Origin of the sequence: Dryocola clanedunensis, from assembly GCF_038405435.1 — a bacterium.
In the GTDB taxonomy this organism is placed as follows: domain Bacteria; phylum Pseudomonadota; class Gammaproteobacteria; order Enterobacterales; family Enterobacteriaceae; genus Dryocola; species Dryocola clanedunensis_A.
Genome location: NZ_JBBYHZ010000015.1, coordinates 45,024 through 64,821, shown reverse-complemented (window position 1 = coordinate 64,821; position 19,798 = coordinate 45,024). Strand labels below are relative to the sequence as shown.

Below are 19,798 nucleotides of genomic sequence, written 5' to 3'. Positions count from 1 at the left end.
TTAACCTGCGCGACGACGGTTACCACGGGGCGCACCGCCACCACGGCGAGGACCGTTACCGGAACGGGTACGGGTCAGGCGTTTCGGTGGTGGAAGCTCGCTTAACAGTGCTTCTGGTTTGTATTTGCTGACTGGAATCGAATGGCCAATATAGGTTTCGATAGCAGAAAGGTTCAGCGCGTAATCTTCACAGGCCAGGCTGATCGAGTGACCGCTTGCGCCAGCACGACCGGTACGGCCAATGCGGTGAACGTAATCTTCACAGTCATCCGGCAGGTCGTAGTTGAACACGTGCGTTACGGCTGGGATATGCAGGCCGCGGGCGGCAACGTCGGTTGCTACCAGAATATCCAGATCGCCACGGGTGAACTCATCCAGAATACGCAGGCGTTTTTTCTGCGCCACGTCACCGGTCAGCAAACCAACGCGGTGTCCGTCTGCGGCCAGGTGACCCCAGATATCTTCACAGCGGTGCTTGGTGTTTGCAAAGATGATGGCTCGGTCTGGCCACTCTTCTTCGATCAGCGTCTGCAGCAGGCGCATTTTTTCGTCGTTAGAAGGGTAGAACAGCTCTTCTTTAATACGGTGGCCGGTTTTCTGCTCCGGTTCAACTTCCACGTATTCGGCGTTGTTCATCTGCTCGAACGCCAGTTCACGGACGCGATAAGAGAGCGTTGCTGAGAACAGCATATTGAGACGCTGGGTGACCGGCGGCATGCGGCGGAACAGCCAGCGGATATCTTTAATGAAGCCCAGGTCGTACATGCGGTCCGCTTCGTCCAGCACAACAACCTGAATAGAGCCTAAATTAATGTGATTTTGCTTGGCGTAGTCGATTAAACGACCGGTTGTGCCAATCAGAATATCGACGCCACTTTCCAGCACCTTAAGCTGTTTATCGTAGCCATCGCCACCGTATGCCAGGCCGATTTTCAGGCCCGTGGCCTGCGCCAACGGCTCTGCATCGGAGTGGATCTGCACTGCCAGTTCACGAGTCGGCGCCATAATTAAGGCACGCGGCTGGTTCACCTGACGGTTCTCCGGAACAGGGTGAGAGAGTAAATAATGGAACGTTGACGTTAAGAACGCCATCGTTTTGCCAGTACCGGTTTGCGCCTGACCTGCAACGTCACGATTCGCCAGCGTCAGCGGTAGTGCCAGTGCCTGAATGGGGGTGCAGTAATGAAATCCTTTAGTTTCAAGGGCTTCAATCACCTTCGGGTGCAGGGCGAAGTCGGAAAACTTCTGTTCGGTCAAATGTGTTTTGCTCATAGTGTGGTAGAATATCAGTTTACTATTGCTTTACGAAAGCACATCCGTTGAAATAAACGGGGTGAAATAAAGTCACCCTGAGTTGGTTAATGCTACACCAACAAGGTAGACATAATCCTGTGGAGTAGAACATGAGCGATAAAATTATTCACCTGACTGACGACAGTTTCGACACGGACGTATTAAAAGCTGACGGGTTGATCCTCGTTGATTTCTGGGCAGAGTGGTGTGGTCCTTGCAAAATGATCGCCCCGATTCTTGATGAAATCGCTGATGAATTTCAGGGCAAACTGACCGTTGCTAAACTGAACATCGATGAGAACCCGGGGACTGCGCCACGCTACGGCATTCGCGGTATCCCAACGCTGCTGCTGTTCAAGAACGGTGAAGTGGCCGCCACCAAAGTTGGTGCGCTGTCAAAAGGCCAGTTAAAAGAGTTCCTGGAAAGCAATCTGGCTTAATGGAAACTCAGCCGGCGCGGTACCGGGTTTGCAATTTTTTGCGAGCCGCTGGACGCCCGGCGTCAGTCATGCTAAGTTACTTTTACTGCACCTTAGAACTTGTCTTAAAGTTTGAACCTAAGTAATACCCGATGCTTCCCATTCGTTATCGCTAAGACACCAATTTCACAGTGAGCACAGGGTTGCATAATCGATTTCGGGCGTATCACCCATTCCGTCGTATCGTTTCAGTTCTGCGTTTACCCTATGACCAGGCAGCGATAAGACATGTGGTGCTGGCCATTAAACAGGCATGGATTTCCTGCCATACCATTCACGAAACATGTTCGAGATTTACCCCGAGTTTAAGAACCCACCATTATGAATCTTACCGAATTAAAGAATACGCCGGTTTCTGAGCTGATTACTCTCGGCGAAAATATGGGGCTTGAGAACCAGGCCCGCATGCGCAAACAGGACATCATCTTCTCTATCCTGAAGCAACATGCGAAGAGTGGCGAAGATATCTTTGGCGACGGTGTGCTGGAGATACTGCAGGACGGATTTGGTTTCCTCCGCTCCGCAGACAGCTCCTACCTCGCCGGTCCCGACGACATCTACGTTTCTCCCAGCCAAATCCGCCGTTTCAACCTCCGCACAGGGGATACCATCTCCGGTAAGATTCGTCCGCCGAAAGAAGGCGAGCGTTACTTTGCCCTGCTGAAAGTAAACGAAGTTAACTATGACAAACCGGAAAACGCGCGTAGCAAAATCCTGTTTGAAAACCTGACCCCATTACATGCCAACTCTCGTTTGCGCATGGAACGTGGTAATGGTTCTACCGAAGACTTAACGGCTCGCGTACTGGATCTGGCATCGCCAATCGGTCGTGGCCAGCGTGGCCTGATCGTGGCACCGCCAAAAGCCGGTAAAACCATGCTGCTGCAAAACATTGCGCAGAGCATCGCTTATAACCACCCGGATTGCGTACTGATGGTTCTGCTCATCGACGAACGTCCGGAAGAAGTGACCGAGATGCAGCGTCTGGTTAAAGGTGAAGTTGTTGCTTCTACCTTTGATGAGCCAGCGTCCCGACACGTTCAGGTAGCCGAAATGGTTATCGAAAAAGCGAAGCGCCTGGTTGAGCACAAGAAAGACGTTATTATCCTGCTCGATTCCATCACCCGTCTGGCCCGTGCCTACAACACCGTTGTACCAGCATCCGGTAAAGTACTGACAGGTGGTGTGGATGCGAACGCCCTGCATCGTCCAAAACGCTTCTTCGGCGCTGCGCGTAACGTAGAAGAGGGCGGTAGCCTGACCATCATCGCGACCGCGCTGGTTGATACCGGTTCTAAAATGGATGAAGTTATCTACGAAGAATTTAAAGGTACCGGCAACATGGAACTGCATCTGGCGCGTAAAATCGCTGAGAAGCGCGTGTTCCCTGCTATCGACTACAACCGTTCAGGTACGCGTAAAGAAGAGCTGCTCACCACTCAGGAAGAGCTGCAGAAAATGTGGATCCTGCGTAAGATCATCCATCCAATGGGTGAAATCGACGCGATGGAATTCCTCATCAACAAGTTGGCGATGACGAAAACCAACGACGAATTCTTCGACATGATGAAGCGCTCGTAAGCAATAAAAACTCGGGGAACGCCACGCTTAGACGTGGCGTTTTTCTTTTGTGGTATATACGCTATATCTGCACCAAAGAACATATAACGTCATACTGATGCGAGTGAAGAAAGTCATGAAAAAGAACAGCGATCATTCTTAAAATCAGGCCTAAATAATTCAATATTTTAGTTTTGGTATGTTTTTTGCTTTAATAACTGCATGATTTAGCAGAGAGCCGTATATTGTGAACTTACTCAGTCTGAGTACAGACCTCATTCTTGTCTTTATCTTCACCCTGGTCTTTTTATTTTTTGCGCGTAAATCTGCAAAAAAACTAGGCCTTGTTGATAGACCTAATTATCGCAAGCGGCACCAGGGTTTGATCCCGTTGGTCGGGGGGATCTCTGTCTATGCAGGCGTATGCTTCGCATTTTTCTTTTCCTGGCTCTCCTCTGGCTACTACATCCCTCATGCACGCCTATATCTGATCTGTGCGGGCGCCCTGGTTCTGGTGGGCGCACTCGACGATCGGTTTGATATCAGCGTTAAAATTCGCGCTATTACTCAGGCTGTCGTTGCAGTGGTAATGATGGCCTATGGCGGCCTGTATCTCAGTAATCTGGGGTATATCCTGGGCAACTGGGAATTCCTGTTAGGCCCGTTCGGTTATATTGTCACCCTTTTCGCCGTTTGGGCCGCAATAAACGCCTTTAATATGGTGGACGGCATCGATGGTTTGCTTGGTGGATTGTCCAGCGTTTCGTTTGCCGCTCTCGGGATTATTCTCTTTTTCGATGGCCAGACCAGTCTTGCGATGTGGTGTTTCGCCATGATCGCCGCCATTCTTCCCTATATATTGCTCAACCTCGGCGCGCTTGGCCGCCGATACAAAGTTTTTATGGGGGATGCGGGAAGTACTTTTATCGGCTTTACGCTGATATGGATACTGCTACAGACGACCCAGGGTCCGGCAAATCCTATAAGTCCAGTTACAGCGCTCTGGATCATCGCTATCCCCTTGATGGACATGATAGCCATCATGTATCGTCGTCTGAGGAAAGGGCAAAGCCCGTTCTCAGCAGATCGACAGCACATTCATCACCTTATCATGCGGGCAGGTTTTACCTCCCGTCAGGCGTTTGCACTGATTACACTTGCTGCGGCCCTGCTGGCGGCAGTCGGCGTAGTGGGTGAATATTTTGTTATTGTTCCAGAATGGGCAATGTTGGCATTGTTCTTGCTTGCTTTTATGCTCTATGGATACTGTATTAAACGAGCATGGAAAGTTGCTCGCTTTATCAAACGCGTAAAAAGGCGCATGCGCCGAAGCCATAATAAAAAACCAACCCTTACAAAATAGATCTTGGGGAAGTGATGAGACAAAACGTGCCAGGAAGTAACCCGGGAATGGTAGACAACGAGCTGGACATTCGTGGTTTGTTCCGGACACTGTGGAAAGGAAAGTTCTGGATAATCGGTATCGCGGTTGCGTTCGCCCTTATCGCGCTGATCTATACCTTTTTTGCACGTCAGGAATGGAGCGCCAACGCGATAACCGATCGTCCTACGGTCAACATGCTGGGGGGGTATTACTCTCAGCAGCAATTCCTCCGCAATCTGGATATCCGCGCTAATTCAGCACCGGTGGATCAGCCCTCGGTGATGGACGAAGCCTACAAAGAGTTCGTCATGCAGCTCTCTGCTTACGATACCCGCCGCGATTTCTGGCTGCAGACTGATTATTACAAGCAGCGCCAGGTTGGCAACAGCAAAGCAGACGCTGCCCTGCTTGACGAGATGGTGGATAATATTCAGTTCACCGCTGGTGATATCACCCGCAACCTCAACGACAGCGTCAAGCTCATCGCTGAAACTGCTCCGGATGCGAATAACCTGCTTCGTCAGTATGTTGCTTTCGCCAGCCAGCGTGCCGCAAGCCACCTGAATGAAGAGCTGACCGGAGCGTGGAACGCACGTACCGTACAGATGAAAGCTCAGGTGAAGCGCCAGGAAATGGTGGCTAAATCCATTTACGACCGCAAAGTGAAAAGCATCGAGCAGGCGCTGAAAATCGCCGAGCAGCAGAATATTGCGAAAAGCGAAACGGAAGTGCCGGCTGACGAACTACCAGATTCGGAAATGTTCATGCTGGGCCGCCCGATGCTGCAGGCAAGGCTTGAAAATCTTCAGGCGGTAGGGCCTGACTACGACATCGACTACGATCAAAATCGTGCCATGCTTTCCACGCTGAACGTTGGCCCGACCCTCGATCCTCGATTCCAGACATACCGCTATTTACGTACCCCGGAAGAGCCCGTGAAACGCGACAGCCCGCGCCGCGCGTTCTTGTTGGTGATGTGGGGTGCGGTAGGGGCCCTGATAGGTGCTGGTGTGGCTTTAGCCCGTCGCCCTAAAGCGTTATAACCCCTCAGGTGGAGGTCCTACGGATGGGCCTTTACCCTTTTAACAAAAGAGAATCGCTGTGAAAGTGTTAACAGTTTTTGGCACGCGACCAGAAGCCATTAAAATGGCCCCGCTGGTCCACGCGTTGGCAAAAGACGCGTTTTTTGACGCAAAGGTTTGTGTGACGGCCCAGCATCGCGAGATGCTGGATCAGGTTTTAAATTTATTCTCCATCAAGCCTGATTACGATCTCAACATTATGAGTCCGGGGCAGGGGTTAACGGAAATAACCTGTCGCATTCTGGAAGGGCTGAAACCGATCCTTGAGTCGTTCAAACCGGATGTTGTGCTGGTGCATGGCGATACCACTACCACGATGGCAACCAGCCTGGCCGCATTTTACCAGCGCATCCCCGTTGGCCACGTTGAAGCTGGCCTGCGCACGGGCGATCTCTACTCCCCGTGGCCGGAAGAGGCAAACCGGACGTTAACCGGGCATCTTGCCATGTACCATTTCGCGCCAACCGAAAATTCACGCCAGAACCTGCTGCGCGAGAACATCGACGATAACAAAATTTTTGTCACCGGCAACACGGTGATCGATGCGCTGATTTCCGTGCGCGACCGCGTAATGGCGGACGACGAACTTCGCAGCAGCCTCGCCCAGTGCCATCCATTCCTCGATCCCTCAAAGAAGCTGATTCTGGTTACCGGCCATCGCCGGGAAAGCTTCGGCGATGGTTTTGAGCGAATCTGTCTTGCGCTTGCCGAAATCGCCAAAGAAAACAGCGATGTTCAGATTGTCTATCCGGTTCACCTCAATCCAAACGTGAGCGAGCCGGTTGAGCGCATTCTTGGCAAGGTCGACAACATTGTGCTGATCAAACCGCAGGAGTATCTGCCGTTCGTCTACCTGATGAACCATGCGTATCTGATTCTGACGGACTCGGGCGGCATTCAGGAGGAGGCTCCATCCCTCGGCAAACCTGTGCTGGTCATGCGCGACACTACGGAGCGTCCGGAAGCCGTAAAAGCGGGCACCGTTCGTCTGGTCGGCACCGACCCCTCGGTCATTGTCCGCGAAGTTACGCGCCTGCTGCGTGATGAAAATGAATATCAAGTGATGAGTCGTGCGCACAACCCTTACGGGAACGGCAGCGCATGCGAGCATATTTTGGCAGCACTGAAGAAAAATCAGGTGAAACAATGAGTTTTTCAACCATCTCCGTTATTGGCCTTGGCTATATAGGTTTACCTACGGCGGCGGCGTTTGCCTCCCGTCAGAAAACCGTAGTCGGAATCGATATTAACCAGCACGCGGTGGATACCATCAACCGTGGCGCTATCCATATCGTTGAACCGGACCTGGATAAGGTTGTGAAAACAGCCGTTGAAGCCGGTTTCTTGCGTGCGAGCACGCAGCCCGTCGAAGCGGACGCCTACCTGATCGCCGTGCCTACACCGTTCCAGGGCGATCACGAACCAGACATGGCCTTCGTGAAGTCCGCAGCGGAATCTATCGCCCCCGTGCTTAAGAAGGGCGCGCTGGTGATCCTGGAATCCACGTCTCCGGTCGGTTCAACAGAGCAGATGGCCGAATGGCTGGCGGCGCTGCGTCCGGATCTGAGCTTCCCGCAGCAGGCAGGTGAGGCGGCGGATATCAACGTTGCTTATTGCCCAGAGCGTGTCCTGCCGGGCCAGGTGATGGTCGAGCTTATCAAGAACGACCGAGTGATTGGCGGCATGACCCCGGTTTGCTCGGCGCGCGCCAGCGAACTGTACAAAATCTTCCTTGAAGGCGAGTGCGTTGTTACAAACTCCCGCACGGCGGAAATGTGTAAGCTGACCGAAAACAGCTTCCGCGACGTCAACATTGCTTTTGCCAACGAACTCTCGCTGATTTGTGCCGATCAGGGTATTAACGTGTGGGAACTGATTCGTCTGGCAAATCGCCATCCTCGCGTCAACATTCTTCAGCCCGGGCCAGGCGTAGGCGGGCACTGTATCGCGGTCGATCCCTGGTTCATCGTGGCTCAGAACCCGGCGCAGGCGCGCCTGATTCGCACCGCCCGTGAAGTCAACGACGGCAAGCCGCACTGGGTCAATAATCAGGTTAAAGCCGCCGTGGCCGACAGCCTTGCAGAAAGCGGCGGTCGTGCAAGCGAGCTCAAAATCGCCTGCTTCGGCCTCGCCTTTAAACCCAACATCGATGACCTGCGTGAAAGCCCGGCGATGGAAATCACCCGGATGATTGCCGACTGGCACAGCGGTGAAACGCTGGTAGTCGAGCCAAATATCCATCAGCTGCCGAAAAAGCTGCAAGAAAATTGCCAGCTGGTAACCCTGGACGCCGCTCTGCAACAGGCAGATGTGCTGGTAATGCTCGTTGATCATAACGAGTTTAAAGCCGTCGCGGCGGATAAAGTCCAGCAGCGCTGGATTGTCGATACTAAAGGCGTCTGGCGCTAGCTCGCCGCGCTGAGGCCAAATCATGATTGCTCAGCTACGCGCACGGCTTGAAAGCCTGGACTGGGAGAACCAGTTCTTTAGCGTCCACAGCGGCATCGTTCGCTTTGCGGATAATGCCCCGGCGCTTACGCTGGAACAGCTGGCCGCGTACGGAAGAGTGCAGGCTAAAATCCCTGCCCATCGCACCGACTGGCTCGACGGCCTTCAGCAGCTCGGCTTTCAGCTGGTAGAAGGGGAAGTCGATTTGGTGATGGATGTTGGCATGAATCATGCTCGTTCTTCTGCAATAAGGGCGCAATCCGCTGACATTCCCAGGCTGCGCGCTATGGCCGCTCAAATCTTTACCCAGAGCCGCTTTCGCGCACCGTGGTATCAGCCCGACGACAGCGGACGCTTTTACGCACAGTGGATTGAAAACGCCGTGCTCGGCACGTTTGATCATGAGTGTCTGCTGCTTAAAACGGGCGATGAGATAAACGGTTTTGTCAGCCTGCGCCAGCTAAACGATAAAGAAGCTCGCGTGGGATTGCTGGCGGGGCGTGGCGCAGGAGAGAAATTGATGAATGCTGCTGCGGAGTGGTGCCAGCACCGCAATATCTCCACTTTGCGCATCGCCACGCAGATAAGCAATACCGCCGCGCTGCGACGCTACATTCAAAGCGGTGCCACAGTAGAAAGCACCGCCTTCTGGTTATACAGGTGAAAAAATGATCCCATTTAATGCTCCGCCGGTTGTAGGTACGGAAATCGAATACATGCAGGCTGCGATGGGGAGCGGCAAGCTCTGCGGCGACGGCGGCTTCACGCGTCGCTGCCAGCAGTGGATGGAACAGCGTTTTGGCAGCAAAAAAGTGTTGCTGACGCCGTCCTGTACCGCCTCCCTGGAGATGGCCGCCATTCTGCTGAACATTAAGCCCGGCGATGAGGTCATCATGCCGAGCTACACCTTCGTTTCGACCGCGAACGCCTTCGTGCTGCGCGGGGCGACCATCGTCTTTGTGGATATCCGCCCGGATACCATGAACATCGACGAAACGCTGATTGAAGCGGCCATCACCGAAAAAACCCGCGTAATCGTGCCGGTCCACTATGCGGGCGTCGCCTGCGAGATGGACACCATTATGGCGCTGGCGAAGAAGCACGACCTGTTTGTTGTGGAAGATGCCGCGCAGGGCGTGATGTCTACCTATAAAGGCCGCGCGCTGGGTTCAATTGGTCATATCGGCTGCTTCAGCTTCCACGAAACCAAAAACTATACTGCCGGCGGTGAAGGCGGCGCGACGCTGATTAACGACCCATCGTTGATTGAACGTGCGGAGATCGTCCGCGAAAAGGGCACTAACCGCAGCCAGTTCTTCCGTGGTCAGGTCGATAAGTACACCTGGCGCGATATCGGCTCCAGCTATCTGATGGCGGATCTCCAGGCTGCCTATCTCTGGGCGCAGTTAGAAGCCGCGGAGAAGATTAACCAGCAGCGCCTGAAGCTCTGGCAAACCTACCACGACGCGCTGGCCCCGCTTGCACGCGCCGGACGTATCGAACTGCCTTCGGTGCCGGAAAACTGCGTGCAGAACGCCCACATGTTCTACATCAAGCTGCGCGACGTAGAAGATCGTACGGCCCTGATCTCATATCTGAAAGAAGCTGAAATTTTGGCGGTGTTCCACTACATCCCGCTGCACTCCTGCCCCGCAGGGGAGAAGTTCGGTTACTTCCACGGTGAAGATCGTTTCACCACTAAAGAGAGCGAACGCCTGGTGCGCCTGCCGCTGTTCTACAACCTCGCCCCGGCTAACCAGCGTACCGTTATCAATACGCTGTTAAGCTACCTCTCCTGAGATGTCTTTAGCTAAAGCTTCGGTGTGGACCGCAGGGTCCACGCTGGTAAAAATTGCCGTTGGTTTGCTGGTGGTGAAGCTGCTGGCGGTGGCCTATGGGCCAGGTGGCGTTGGCCAGGCGGGTAACTTCCGGCAGCTGGTTACGGTACTGGGCGTGCTGGCCGGCGCCGGTATTTTCAACGGCGTAACCAAATACGTAGCTCAGTACCATGACGACCCGCAGGAGCTGCGCAAAGTCCTCGGCACCTCGTCTGCCATGGTGCTTGGTTTTTCGACCCTGCTGGCGATTATTTTCGTGGCGGCGGCTAAGCCCATCAGCATCGGTCTGTTCGGGCATGAGCAGTATCAGAACTTAGTCCGCCTGGTGGCCCTGGTGCAGATGGGCATCGCGTGGGCGAACCTGTCGCTGGCCATCATGAAAGGCTTCCGGGACGCGGCGGGTAACGCGCTGGCGCTGATTGGCGGGAGCCTTATCGGTGTGGTTGCCTACTATCTTTGTTACCGTCTGGGCGGCTACCAGGGGGCGCTGCTTGGCCTGGCCCTGGTGCCTGCGCTGGTGCTTATTCCGGCGGGCTTCATGCTGGTGCGCCGCGAACACGTCCCGTTAAGCTACCTGAAGCCGCAGTGGGATAAAGTCTACGCCAGCAGCCTGGGCAAATTCACGATTATGGCGGTCATCACCTCCATCACGCTGCCCGTCGCATACGTGATGATGCGAAACCTGCTTGCGGAACATTACAGCTGGAACGACGTGGGTATCTGGCAGGGCGTGAGCAGCATTTCAGATGCTTACCTCCAGTTCATCACCGCATCTTTCAGCGTTTATTTGCTGCCAACGCTCTCGAGACTGACCGCAAAACAAGACATCTCGCGCGAGATTGTGCGTTCTCTGAAGTTTGTGCTGCCAGCGGTGGCCGCCGCGAGCTTCACCGTGTGGCTGCTGCGTGATTTTGCTATCTGGCTGCTCTTCTCCCATAAGTTTATTGCCATGCGCGATCTCTTTGCCTGGCAGCTTGTGGGCGATGTGCTGAAGGTTGGCGCCTATGTTTTCGGTTATTTAGTCATCGCAAAGGCGTCGCTGCGCTTTTATATTTTGACTGAAATCAGCCAGTTTGCTTTATTAACCGGCTTTTCACGCTGGTTGATCCCGGCCCACGGCGCTCTTGGCGCCGCGCAGGCCTATATGGCGACGTACATTGTGTACTTCACCCTGTGCTGCGGCGTGTTTCTTATTTATCGTAGACGACCATGACGACACTGATTCACGTTCTGGGATCGGATATCCCTCATCATAACCAGACGGTTCTGCGCTTCTTTAATGACGCTTTAGCCGCCTCCACGCCGCACGCCCGCCAGTTTATGGTGGTCGCGACGGACAGCGCCCTGGCTTCGGCATTTCCGGAGCTTGCGATTGAGCTTTTCCCGACGAAGAAAGCGCTGTCGCAGGCGGTGGTGGCTAAAGCTCGTGCGGACCGCCAGCAGCGCTTCTTCTTTCATGGCCAGTTCAACAGCCCGCTGTGGATTGCGCTGCTGACCGGCGGTTTAAAACCCGCGCAGGTTAGCTGGCACATCTGGGGGGCGGATTTGTATGAAGCCTCCCGCAGCCTCAAGTTCCGCCTGTTTTATATCCTGCGCCGTATTGCGCAGGGGCGCGTCGGGCGTGTCTTTGCGACGCGGGGAGATCTCACGCATTTCCACCAGAGCCATCCGCGCGTACCGGGCGAGCTGCTCTACTTCCCGACCCGCATGGATCCTTCGCTCAATACGCTGAGCGTTGAGGAAAAAACAGATGGCAAGCTAACGCTGTTGGTGGGTAACTCGGGCGACCGTAGCAACCAGCACATAGCCGCGCTTCAGGCGATTCATAGCCAGTTCGGCGACACCGTACGGGTTGTCGTCCCGATGGGCTATCCGGCCAATAACAGTGCCTATATCGGGGAAGTGCAGCAGGCGGGAAGCGCCTTGTTCAGCAAAGACAATTTGCAGGTGCTGACCGAAAAAATCGAATTTAACGACTATCTGGCGCTGCTTCGCCAGTGCGATTTAGGCTATTTCATCTTTGACCGACAGCAGGGGATCGGCACGCTTTGCCTGCTGATTCAGGCGGGGATCCCGTGCGTGCTGAGCCGCAAAAATCCATTCTGGCAGGATATGGTCGAACAGCATGTTCCCGTGCTGTTTACCGGCGACCCGCTCAATGAAACGGTGGTACGCGAAGCGCAGCGTCAGCTACGGCTGGTGGATAAGCAGCAGATCGCCTTCTTCAGCCCTAACTATCTTGACGGCTGGCATCAGGCGTTAGCGATTGCATCAGGAGAGACCGCATGAGTTTGCCCGAATTTGGCGGTCTGTTTGTCGTGTGGTTTGTCTCGGTGATGTTCATCGGGCTGCTGACGTACCAGGAATTCCGCCGGGTGCGTTTTAACTTCAACGTCTTCTTCTCGCTGCTGTATTTACTGACCTTCTTCTTCGGCTTCCCGTTTACCTGCACGCTGGTATTCAGGTTCGGGGTAAGCGTGGTGCCAGCAGATGTGCTGTTGCAGGCGCAGCTGGCGGCGACGTGTTTTTACGCCATCTACTACGTTGCCTATAAAACCCGGCTGCGCGCGAAGCGAGACGCCGCAGTTCCACGCCGACCTGTCTTCACCATGAACCGGGTCGAAACCCACCTCATGTGGGTGATGCTGGCGACGGTTGCGCTGGTGAGCGTTGCCATCTTCTTCATGCACAACGGTTTCCTGCTGTTTAAGCTGCACTCGTACAGCCAAATCTTCTCAAGCGAAGTCTCCGGCGTGGCGCTTAAGCGCTTCTTCTACTTCTTCATTCCGGCGATGCTGGTGATTTATTTCATTAAGCAGGACGGGCGGGCGTGGATGTTCTTCCTGGTCAGCACCGTGGCGTTTGGCCTGCTGACCTACATGATTGTTGGCGGCACGCGCGCCAATATCATTATTGCCTTCGCCATCTTCCTGTTTATCGGCATTATCCGCGGCTGGATTTCACTGTGGATGCTGGCGGCCGCGGGGGTATTCGGTATTGTGGGCATGTTCTGGCTGGCGCTGAAACGCTACGGCCTTAACGTCAGCGGCGACGAGGCGTTTTATACCTTCCTGTACCTGACGCGAGATACCTTCTCGCCGTGGGAAAACCTGGCGCTGCTGCTGCAAAATTACGACAAAATCGATTTTCAGGGGCTCGCGCCGATCGTGCGTGATTTCTACGTCTTTATCCCGACCTGGCTGTGGCCGGACCGTCCGGGCATCGTGCTGAACAGCGCCAACTACTTTACCTGGGAAATCCTCAACAACCATTCAGGACTGGCGATATCGCCAACGCTGATTGGCTCGCTGGTGGTGATGGGCGGCGTCTGGTTTATCCCGCTGGGTGCGGTAGTCGTGGGCCTTATCATCAAATGGTTCGACTGGCTGTACGAGCTGGGCAATAAAGAATCTAACCGCTACAAGGCAGCGGTTCTGCACAGCTTCTGCTTCGGCGCGATTTTCAACATGATAGTGCTGGCCCGTGAAGGCGTGGACTCGTTTGTGTCCCGCGTTGTTTTCTTCCTGATGGTGTTCGGTATCTGTCTGCTGTTGGCTAAACTTCTGTACTGGTTATTTGAAAGCGCGGGTCTAATCCACCAAAGAATGCGGCGCGCACCGCGAGTGGAGGCGAAAACGCAAAACGCATGACAAGGGATATGATGAACGAATCGGTTACCGCGCCTGAATACAGTATCCGCGGCCTGAAGCTGCTGGGCTGGCGTGATATGCAGCACGCGCTGGATTATCTTTATGACGGCGGGGCGCTAAGATCTGGCACGCTGGTGGCGATCAACGCTGAGAAAGTGCTGACGGCCGAACGCGAGCCGGAAGTGCGCAGGCTGATTGAGGCTGCTGAATTTAAATATGCCGACGGCATCAGCGTCGTGCGCTCTATCCGTAAAAAATTCCCGCAGGCTAAAGTCTCCCGCGTACCGGGCGCCGATCTGTGGGAAGCCCTGATGGAGAGGGCTGGCCGCGAAGGCACGCCGGTCTTCCTCGTCGGCGGCAAGCCTGAAATTCTGGCCCAGACGGAGGCAAAGCTCCGCAAACAGTGGAACGTCAACATCGTCGGCAGCCAGGACGGCTATTTTAATGACGGACAGCGGCAGGCGATGTTTGAACGCATCCGCGACAGCGGGGCGGCGATAGTTACCGTGGCGATGGGCTCCCCTCGTCAGGAAATCCTGATGCGTGACTGCCGCGTGGTTTATCCGCAGGCGTTATACATGGGCGTAGGCGGGACCTACGATGTGTTCACAGGCCACGTTAAACGGGCACCAAAGATCTGGCAAAAACTCGGTCTGGAGTGGCTTTACCGGCTGCTTTCCCAGCCAAGCCGCCTCGGACGACAGCTCAAACTTCTGCGGTATCTGGCCTGGCACTATACTGGCCGACTCTGAACTTCCGAACGCGCTCAAATGGGCGCGTTTTTATTTTCCTCCGCCGTGAATCTGACCAACACTGTAATAGTGGATTTGTAATTTCCTGGAAAATGCGAAACCATTGCGCCCCTTTGAGGCTATGCACGCGAATATCCTCAGCAATCAGGTGGTTAATATCACTGCATGAGCCGGTTTAAACCGGACAGTTTGCGAAGACACTCAGAGGAACTATGGCAGAGAAAGAAGCAGAGCTGCAGCGTGGGCTGGAAGCTCGACATATCGAACTGATCGCTCTCGGCGGCACTATCGGTGTGGGATTATTTATGGGGGCGGCCAGCACGCTCAAATGGGCAGGCCCTTCAGTTTTACTGGCATACATCATCGCAGGCGTGTTCGTCTTCTTAATCATGCGATCCATGGGCGAGATGCTGTTCCTGGAACCTGTAGCAGGTTCGTTCGCCGTGTATGCGCATCGTTACATGAGCCCCTTCTTTGGCTACTTCACCGCCTGGTCCTACTGGTTTATGTGGATGGCGGTGGGCATATCAGAAATCACCGCCATCGGCGTCTACGTTCAGTACTGGTTCCCGGACTTACCCCAATGGCTGCCCGCTTTACTTGCCGTAGGGCTGGTGGCACTGGCGAATCTGGCCGCGGTGCGTCTGTACGGCGAAATTGAGTTCTGGTTTGCGATGATCAAGGTCACCACCATCATCGTGATGATTGTGGTTGGCCTGGGCGTTATCTTCTTTGGCTTTGGCAATCAGGGTCAGGCGATTGGGTTTGGCAACCTGACCGACCACGGCGGCTTTTTTGCCGGGGGCTGGAAAGGATTTTTAACCGCGCTATGTATTGTGGTGGCATCTTACCAGGGCGTCGAGCTGATAGGCATCACGGCGGGTGAAGCGAAGAACCCGCAGGTCACGTTGCGCAGTGCGGTAGGGAAAGTGCTCTGGCGAATTCTGATTTTCTACGTCGGGGCCATCTTCGTGATTGTGACGATTTTCCCGTGGAACCAGATTGGCAGCAGCGGTAGCCCGTTTGTTCTGACCTTTGCGAAGGTGGGTATTACGGCCGCGGCGGGGATCATTAACTTTGTGGTGCTGACGGCAGCCCTGTCGGGCTGCAACAGCGGGATGTATAGCTGCGGGCGAATGCTGTATGCGCTGGCGAAGAACCGTCAGCTCCCGGCTAAGATGGCTAAAGTATCCCGAAGCGGCGTGCCGGTGGCGGGCGTTGCGGTCTCCATTGCTATTCTGCTGCTGGGTTCATGTCTGAACTACGTCATTCCAGACCCGCAGCGCGTGTTTGTCTACGTCTACAGCGCCAGCGTGCTGCCGGGAATGGTGCCCTGGTTTGTGATTCTGATAAGCCAGCTGCGCTTCCGTAAAGCCCACCGCGAAGCCATCGCCAGCCATCCTTTTAAATCAATTATGTTCCCCTGGGCGAACTATCTGACGATAGCCTTCTTAATTTGTGTTCTTGTCGGTATGGGTTTTAACGAAGACACGCGATTATCGCTGCTGGTAGGGATGGGCTTTATGCTGATGGTGACCCTTGTTTACAAGGTTTTTGGCCTGAATAAACAGTATTCTCGGGAAAATCCGGACGGATAAACGGCATAATGCGCAAAGCGTAACCAAACGCGCATTTTATTTAAATAACCACTAGACAGCTGAGCATGAAGGCCGTAATATCCGACCCCGCAACGGCGCTACGCGCCCGTAGCTCAGCTGGATAGAGCGCTGCCCTCCGGAGGCAGAGGTCTCAGGTTCGAATCCTGTCGGGCGCACCATTCCGAGAATGGCGCTAGAGCTGCGGTGGTAATTAACGTACCGCGTGAAAGATTTTACAGTGGTGGCTATAGCTCAGTTGGTAGAGCCCTGGATTGTGATTCCAGTTGTCGTGGGTTCGAGTCCCATTAGCCACCCCATTAATTTAGTGGTTATGATGCGAAGGTGGCGGAATTGGTAGACGCGCTAGCTTCAGGTGTTAGTGTTCTTACGGACGTGAGGGTTCAAGTCCCTCTCTTCGCACCAATCATCTAAATTAAGTAAAATGGGTAGTAAGCAGTAAAAGCAGTATTTCGGCGAGTAGCGCAGCTTGGTAGCGCAACTGGTTTGGGACCAGTGGGTCGGAGGTTCGAATCCTCTCTCGCCGACCACATTTAAGAAACCCCGCTTTTTAGCGGGGTTTTTTGCATCTGTAGTTTCAAGAGGATGAGAATCTCCGAAGGAGGTTTGAGCCGAGCGCAGCGAGACAACGTTGCTTTAGCAACGGCCCGCAGGGGGATAATCCTCTCTCGCCGACCACATTTAAGAAACCCCGCTTTTTAGCGGGGTTTTTTGCGTCTGTATCTCGGGAAAATCGGCGGATGGCACTTCGTTTATCTGCCCTACGCTAATCGTGAAGTAGCCTTCACCTATGTCTTACGCCCCTGGCGTCGTTAATCGACAACAATCGTGTAAACCCTGTCTCTGTTTGGCGACGCATAATCTACTGATAATTATAAATAAATAATTTAACGTTATTTACTGTCTCCAGCAGGAGACAGACGAGGTGGGGCGGATAGCATGCAGGAAGGGCAGAAATTCCGTTATAGAAGGCCTGATAACTAGCTGAATTAGCAGGTAACGCACGAATAAGCCAATTCTTGTTTAAAACCTGGCATGCATCGTGCAATAATAACCGTGTAGATGCTCATTCCACTTCTTATGCTTGCTTCGGCTTCATAAACCCAGGAATGACGCAGAGCCAATTACGGTGCTTATCGTCCACCGACAGATGTCGCCTCAGGCCTCATCCGACACCATGGACATAACGTTGAGTGAAGCACCACTTAGTTGTCAAAAGACCTGTTTTAACACCTGCCAATCGGCAGGTGTTTTTTTTTGTATCGGCGCAATGAAGAAGGGCGAAAGGACTTCGCCCTGAAGGTTTAAGCGTTGGGATTGTTTTGCAGGGTTAACAGCAGGCCGTCGCGGCGCATCAGAGCAGCCTCTTCCGGCTGGTGCAGCCTGTCCAGCGAATCCGCAAGCCATGCGTAATCGAAGGCGTCCGGGCGCTGTTTGATCGCTTCGCGGAAGGCTTCGCTCGCCTGCTGCCATTCGCCGTGCTTCATCAGTAGCTGGCCAAGCGTGCTGTACAGCAAAGGACGGTCGCCCTGGGTTTTAATCTGCTGGCGCAGCGCTTTCTCAAGCTGTTCCGGATTGCCCGACTTCAGGCGAGGCATCAATAGCACCAGACGTTCGTCATACTGGCGCTTCAAACCATCCAGAATGATTTCCTGCGCCGCTTCATGATCGTCACACTCAATTAAATGCTCCGCCATCGCTACCTGTAGCGTGGTTTCCTGACGCGTTTTACGGCTCTGGTTACGCCACCAGGTTTTCAGCCCGTCGTTGCCCTGAACGGCCATCGCGCCATTCATCAGGCCAATCCATGCCTGCTCCTGAAGCGCCGCGCGGTGTGCAGGATCGGCAACCTGTACTTTTTCCATTGCCGGCAGGATATCCAGCACCGAACTCCAGGCACCGGTCCGGACGTAGGCCTGCTCTGCCAGACGCAGCACTTCCGGGTGACGAGAAGCGATCTCAAGCAGCTTGTCCACGCCATGACGTGCGGCGTGGTTTTCGTTGCGGGCGAGCTGCAAACGAACGCGCGTGATCTCAACGGGCAGCTGGTCGCCATCCGCCAGCTCCGCAGCGCGTTCCAGATGCTGGTTGGCACGAATTTCATCGCCACGTTGCTGCGCCGCTTCGGCTGCCAGCAGGTAGTTCACCACCGGCTGTTCCGCATGATCGGCATTCTTCGCCATCAGCTTCTCAACCTGCTGGTAATCCCCCTCCGCCAGCTTCAGCAGCGCGGCTTTCGTTTGTTTGCGGGCACGGCTACTTTTGCGGCCGACAAACCAGCCACGGGTGCGGGCACCGGTATGGAAGACGCGGCGCAGGATCCACTCAATGGCAAACAGCACTACCATGGCGAGGATCAGAACGATCGCAAGGCCCGTCACGCTGGTTTCCACGTTGTAGTTGTCGGTCTGGATCAGGACGTAGCCCTGATGCCCTGCCAGCATTGGCCCGAGAACGATCCCAGCGATCAGCAGCAGGAAAAGTATTAAGACTTTAACCATGCCTATTCTCCCTGGCTTTCGGCTGGAGCCGGTGCGGGCGCTGCTTCAGCTGACGCAGCGTCTGCGGTAGCTGGCTGAGCGAGTAAATTGCGAACGCGGGTCTGCATCAGTTTCTCCAGCAGCGGCTGACTTTGCAGGCTGTCCGGGACATCCATATTGATGCTCTGCTGGCTCAGCGTGTCCAGCTGCTCCAGGAAGGCTTTGGTGGTCGCATCATCGGTATCGTAATAAGCGCGAACCCATGTGGACACGCTCTCCAGAGACTGCTTATAAATCTCTTCCTGATGACGCGGCACGGCCTGAGCGGCAATCAGCAGGCGCGAACGAATATTTTCACGCAGATAGATGTCCTGGTTCGGTGCCAGCAGCGGTACCGCAGTTTCATCACGGCGGCGAATAGTAATGAAGCTGTCCATAAAGCTGTGCCAGCTCTTCACCAGGTTCTGGCGCCATTCGGTCACCGTGCTGGAGAGCTCGCTGCCGTCGGAGTCCATCGGCGTATCGTCATTGTCGTTATCGGCCAGGCGCAGGTTATCCACCTGGTTCGCCAGCTGATTAACCTTCAGAATAATGCCGTCGTAATCGACCTGTGAAACACCGGACAGCGCGCTGATATCGTCGGTGATGGCGCGACGAGCGGCAATCAGGCTTGAATCATTCATATCAGCCAGACTGGCGTCGGCGCTTTTCAGCAGCGCGGCGGCCGTGGTGACGTCCTGGTCGCTCCAAAGCTTACGCCCGGCTAATTTGACCAGGAAGTCCGCCTGGGCCAGCAGCCAGGTTTTAGCGTCGCTGCCTGAAATCGTGGCGACTTTTTGCTGTACCTCGTCGAGCTGACGAGCCAGGCTCGCCTGCTGGCGATTGGCTTCATCCAGCGCGGTGGCCTGCTGTTTGATAGTATTTTCCAGCTCGGTCTTCTGCTGATCCTGCTGCTTTTGCAGCGTGGTGAGCTGGGTGACCAGCGCATCGTTAGCCGCCGTTTGTGCGGAAGCCTGGTGTTTGCCATAGCTGTACAGTCCGCCACCGATCGCCAGCGCGATAGCAATGGCGATAGCCCCCAGCGCAATGCCCGCCACGCCACTGCGATTCTTCTGTGGAGGCTGCTCTGGCAGCGGTGCGCTTTCCACCGCGGGTTTGGTCTCTTCAACCATGGCGGAGGAAGTATTTTGTTCCGTCATTGTGGCGTCCCATATTG

Annotated in this window: 16 protein-coding genes, 4 tRNA genes and 1 other RNA gene; 18 read left to right on the top strand and 3 right to left on the bottom strand. The window is 54.5% G+C overall.

Annotation, left to right across the window (positions count from 1 at the left end; translation table 11 throughout):
* On the bottom strand, positions 1–1,272 hold the full coding sequence (gene rhlB / locus AAE045_RS21560; RefSeq protein ID WP_455549441.1) for an ATP-dependent RNA helicase RhlB: 1,272 nt from the start codon (positions 1,270–1,272) through the stop codon (positions 1–3).
* A 131-nt stretch (positions 1,273–1,403) separates the two neighbouring features.
* Here rhlB and trxA point away from each other — a divergent pair, with 131 nt between their 5' ends.
* From trxA to AAE045_RS21470, 18 genes are all read left to right on the top strand, one after another.
* The gene (trxA, locus tag AAE045_RS21555) at positions 1,404–1,733 is read left to right on the top strand and encodes a thioredoxin domain-containing protein (protein ID WP_455426209.1); all 330 of its coding nucleotides are present in this window, start codon (positions 1,404–1,406) and stop codon (positions 1,731–1,733) included.
* A 360-nt stretch (positions 1,734–2,093) separates the two neighbouring features.
* Positions 2,094–3,353, top strand: coding sequence for a transcription termination factor Rho (gene rho, locus AAE045_RS21550; RefSeq protein ID WP_121266803.1), 1,260 nt, complete (start codon positions 2,094–2,096; stop codon positions 3,351–3,353).
* Positions 3,354–3,579: 226 nt separating this feature from the next.
* Positions 3,580–4,695 (top strand): UDP-N-acetylglucosamine--undecaprenyl-phosphate N-acetylglucosaminephosphotransferase, encoded by a 1,116-nt coding sequence (wecA, locus tag AAE045_RS21545; protein WP_455549440.1) that lies wholly within the window; start codon positions 3,580–3,582, stop codon positions 4,693–4,695.
* A 14-nt stretch (positions 4,696–4,709) separates the two neighbouring features.
* A complete protein-coding gene (wzzE, locus tag AAE045_RS21540) occupies positions 4,710–5,759 on the top strand; it encodes an ECA polysaccharide chain length modulation protein (protein WP_455549439.1) in 1,050 nt (349 codons plus the stop codon).
* Positions 5,760–5,817: 58 nt separating this feature from the next.
* Entirely contained in the window at positions 5,818–6,948 is a 1,131-nt protein-coding gene (wecB, locus tag AAE045_RS21535) for a non-hydrolyzing UDP-N-acetylglucosamine 2-epimerase (RefSeq protein WP_455549438.1), read from the top strand.
* Positions 6,945–8,207: a UDP-N-acetyl-D-mannosamine dehydrogenase gene (gene wecC / locus AAE045_RS21530; protein WP_455549437.1), complete on the top strand. Its 1,263-nt coding sequence runs from the start codon at positions 6,945–6,947 to the stop codon at positions 8,205–8,207. Before wecB ends, wecC begins: the two co-directional genes overlap by 4 nt.
* Positions 8,208–8,229: 22 nt before the next feature.
* Positions 8,230–8,910, top strand: a complete 681-nt coding sequence (gene rffC, locus AAE045_RS21525; protein ID WP_455549436.1) for a dTDP-4-amino-4,6-dideoxy-D-galactose acyltransferase — start codon at positions 8,230–8,232, stop codon at positions 8,908–8,910.
* Between the two features lie 4 nt (positions 8,911–8,914).
* Positions 8,915–10,045 carry a dTDP-4-amino-4,6-dideoxygalactose transaminase gene (rffA, locus tag AAE045_RS21520; protein WP_455549435.1) on the top strand — a complete coding sequence of 377 codons (1,131 nt, stop codon included), beginning with the start codon at positions 8,915–8,917 and terminating at the stop codon, positions 10,043–10,045.
* A 1-nt stretch (position 10,046) separates the two neighbouring features.
* Positions 10,047–11,297: a lipid III flippase WzxE gene (gene wzxE, locus AAE045_RS21515; protein WP_455549434.1), complete on the top strand. Its 1,251-nt coding sequence runs from the start codon at positions 10,047–10,049 to the stop codon at positions 11,295–11,297.
* Positions 11,294–12,373 (top strand): TDP-N-acetylfucosamine:lipid II N-acetylfucosaminyltransferase, encoded by a 1,080-nt coding sequence (locus AAE045_RS21510; protein WP_455549433.1) that lies wholly within the window; start codon positions 11,294–11,296, stop codon positions 12,371–12,373. Before wzxE ends, AAE045_RS21510 begins: the two co-directional genes overlap by 4 nt.
* Positions 12,370–13,734 carry an ECA oligosaccharide polymerase gene (gene wzyE / locus AAE045_RS21505; RefSeq protein ID WP_455549432.1) on the top strand — a complete coding sequence of 455 codons (1,365 nt, stop codon included), beginning with the start codon at positions 12,370–12,372 and terminating at the stop codon, positions 13,732–13,734. Before AAE045_RS21510 ends, wzyE begins: the two co-directional genes overlap by 4 nt.
* Before the next feature lie 11 nt (positions 13,735–13,745).
* Positions 13,746–14,486, top strand: a complete 741-nt coding sequence (gene wecG, locus AAE045_RS21500) for a lipopolysaccharide N-acetylmannosaminouronosyltransferase (protein ID WP_455549431.1) — start codon at positions 13,746–13,748, stop codon at positions 14,484–14,486.
* A gap of 212 nt (positions 14,487–14,698) precedes the next feature.
* Positions 14,699–16,084, top strand: a complete 1,386-nt coding sequence (gene thrP, locus AAE045_RS21495; RefSeq protein WP_455549430.1) for a bifunctional threonine/serine APC transporter ThrP — start codon at positions 14,699–14,701, stop codon at positions 16,082–16,084.
* A 102-nt stretch (positions 16,085–16,186) separates the two neighbouring features.
* Positions 16,187–16,263 (top strand) — tRNA-Arg (locus AAE045_RS21490).
* 62 nt (positions 16,264–16,325) lie between these two features.
* Positions 16,326–16,401: transfer RNA gene (locus AAE045_RS21485), tRNA-His, on the top strand.
* Between the two features lie 19 nt (positions 16,402–16,420).
* Positions 16,421–16,507: transfer RNA gene (locus AAE045_RS21480), tRNA-Leu, on the top strand.
* Positions 16,508–16,555: 48 nt separating this feature from the next.
* Positions 16,556–16,632: transfer RNA gene (locus AAE045_RS21475), tRNA-Pro, on the top strand.
* A 34-nt stretch (positions 16,633–16,666) separates the two neighbouring features.
* A non-coding RNA gene (locus AAE045_RS21470) (RtT sRNA) lies at positions 16,667–16,780 on the top strand.
* A 626-nt stretch (positions 16,781–17,406) separates the two neighbouring features.
* Here the strand turns inward: AAE045_RS21470 and hemY are convergent.
* Positions 17,407–18,603 carry a protoheme IX biogenesis protein HemY gene (gene hemY, locus AAE045_RS21465; protein WP_455549429.1) on the bottom strand — a complete coding sequence of 399 codons (1,197 nt, stop codon included), beginning with the start codon at positions 18,601–18,603 and terminating at the stop codon, positions 17,407–17,409.
* Positions 18,604–18,605: 2 nt separating this feature from the next.
* Positions 18,606–19,781 carry a uroporphyrinogen-III C-methyltransferase gene (hemX, locus tag AAE045_RS21460; protein ID WP_455549428.1) on the bottom strand — a complete coding sequence of 392 codons (1,176 nt, stop codon included), beginning with the start codon at positions 19,779–19,781 and terminating at the stop codon, positions 18,606–18,608.
* Positions 19,782–19,798 lie beyond the last annotated feature (17 nt).

Bases quoted from the DNA above. Each gene is read 5' to 3' on its own strand.
- thrP (WP_455549430.1), top strand. From the start codon at position 14,699: ATGGCAGAGAAAGAAGCAGAGCTGCAGCGTGGGCTGGAAGCTCGACAT.
- wzyE (WP_455549432.1), top strand. From the start codon at position 12,370: ATGAGTTTGCCCGAATTTGGCGGTCTGTTTGTCGTGTGGTTTGTCTCG.
- hemY (WP_455549429.1), bottom strand. From the start codon at position 18,603: ATGGTTAAAGTCTTAATACTTTTCCTGCTGCTGATCGCTGGGATCGTT.
- rhlB (WP_455549441.1), bottom strand. From the start codon at position 1,272: ATGAGCAAAACACATTTGACCGAACAGAAGTTTTCCGACTTCGCCCTG.
- rffC (WP_455549436.1), top strand. From the start codon at position 8,230: ATGATTGCTCAGCTACGCGCACGGCTTGAAAGCCTGGACTGGGAGAAC.
- wzxE (WP_455549434.1), top strand. From the start codon at position 10,047: ATGTCTTTAGCTAAAGCTTCGGTGTGGACCGCAGGGTCCACGCTGGTA.
- wecG (WP_455549431.1), top strand. From the start codon at position 13,746: ATGAACGAATCGGTTACCGCGCCTGAATACAGTATCCGCGGCCTGAAG.
- rffA (WP_455549435.1), top strand. From the start codon at position 8,915: ATGATCCCATTTAATGCTCCGCCGGTTGTAGGTACGGAAATCGAATAC.
- rho (WP_121266803.1), top strand. From the start codon at position 2,094: ATGAATCTTACCGAATTAAAGAATACGCCGGTTTCTGAGCTGATTACT.
- wzzE (WP_455549439.1), top strand. From the start codon at position 4,710: ATGAGACAAAACGTGCCAGGAAGTAACCCGGGAATGGTAGACAACGAG.
- wecC (WP_455549437.1), top strand. From the start codon at position 6,945: ATGAGTTTTTCAACCATCTCCGTTATTGGCCTTGGCTATATAGGTTTA.
- hemX (WP_455549428.1), bottom strand. From the start codon at position 19,781: ATGACGGAACAAAATACTTCCTCCGCCATGGTTGAAGAGACCAAACCC.
- AAE045_RS21510 (WP_455549433.1), top strand. From the start codon at position 11,294: ATGACGACACTGATTCACGTTCTGGGATCGGATATCCCTCATCATAAC.
- trxA (WP_455426209.1), top strand. From the start codon at position 1,404: ATGAGCGATAAAATTATTCACCTGACTGACGACAGTTTCGACACGGAC.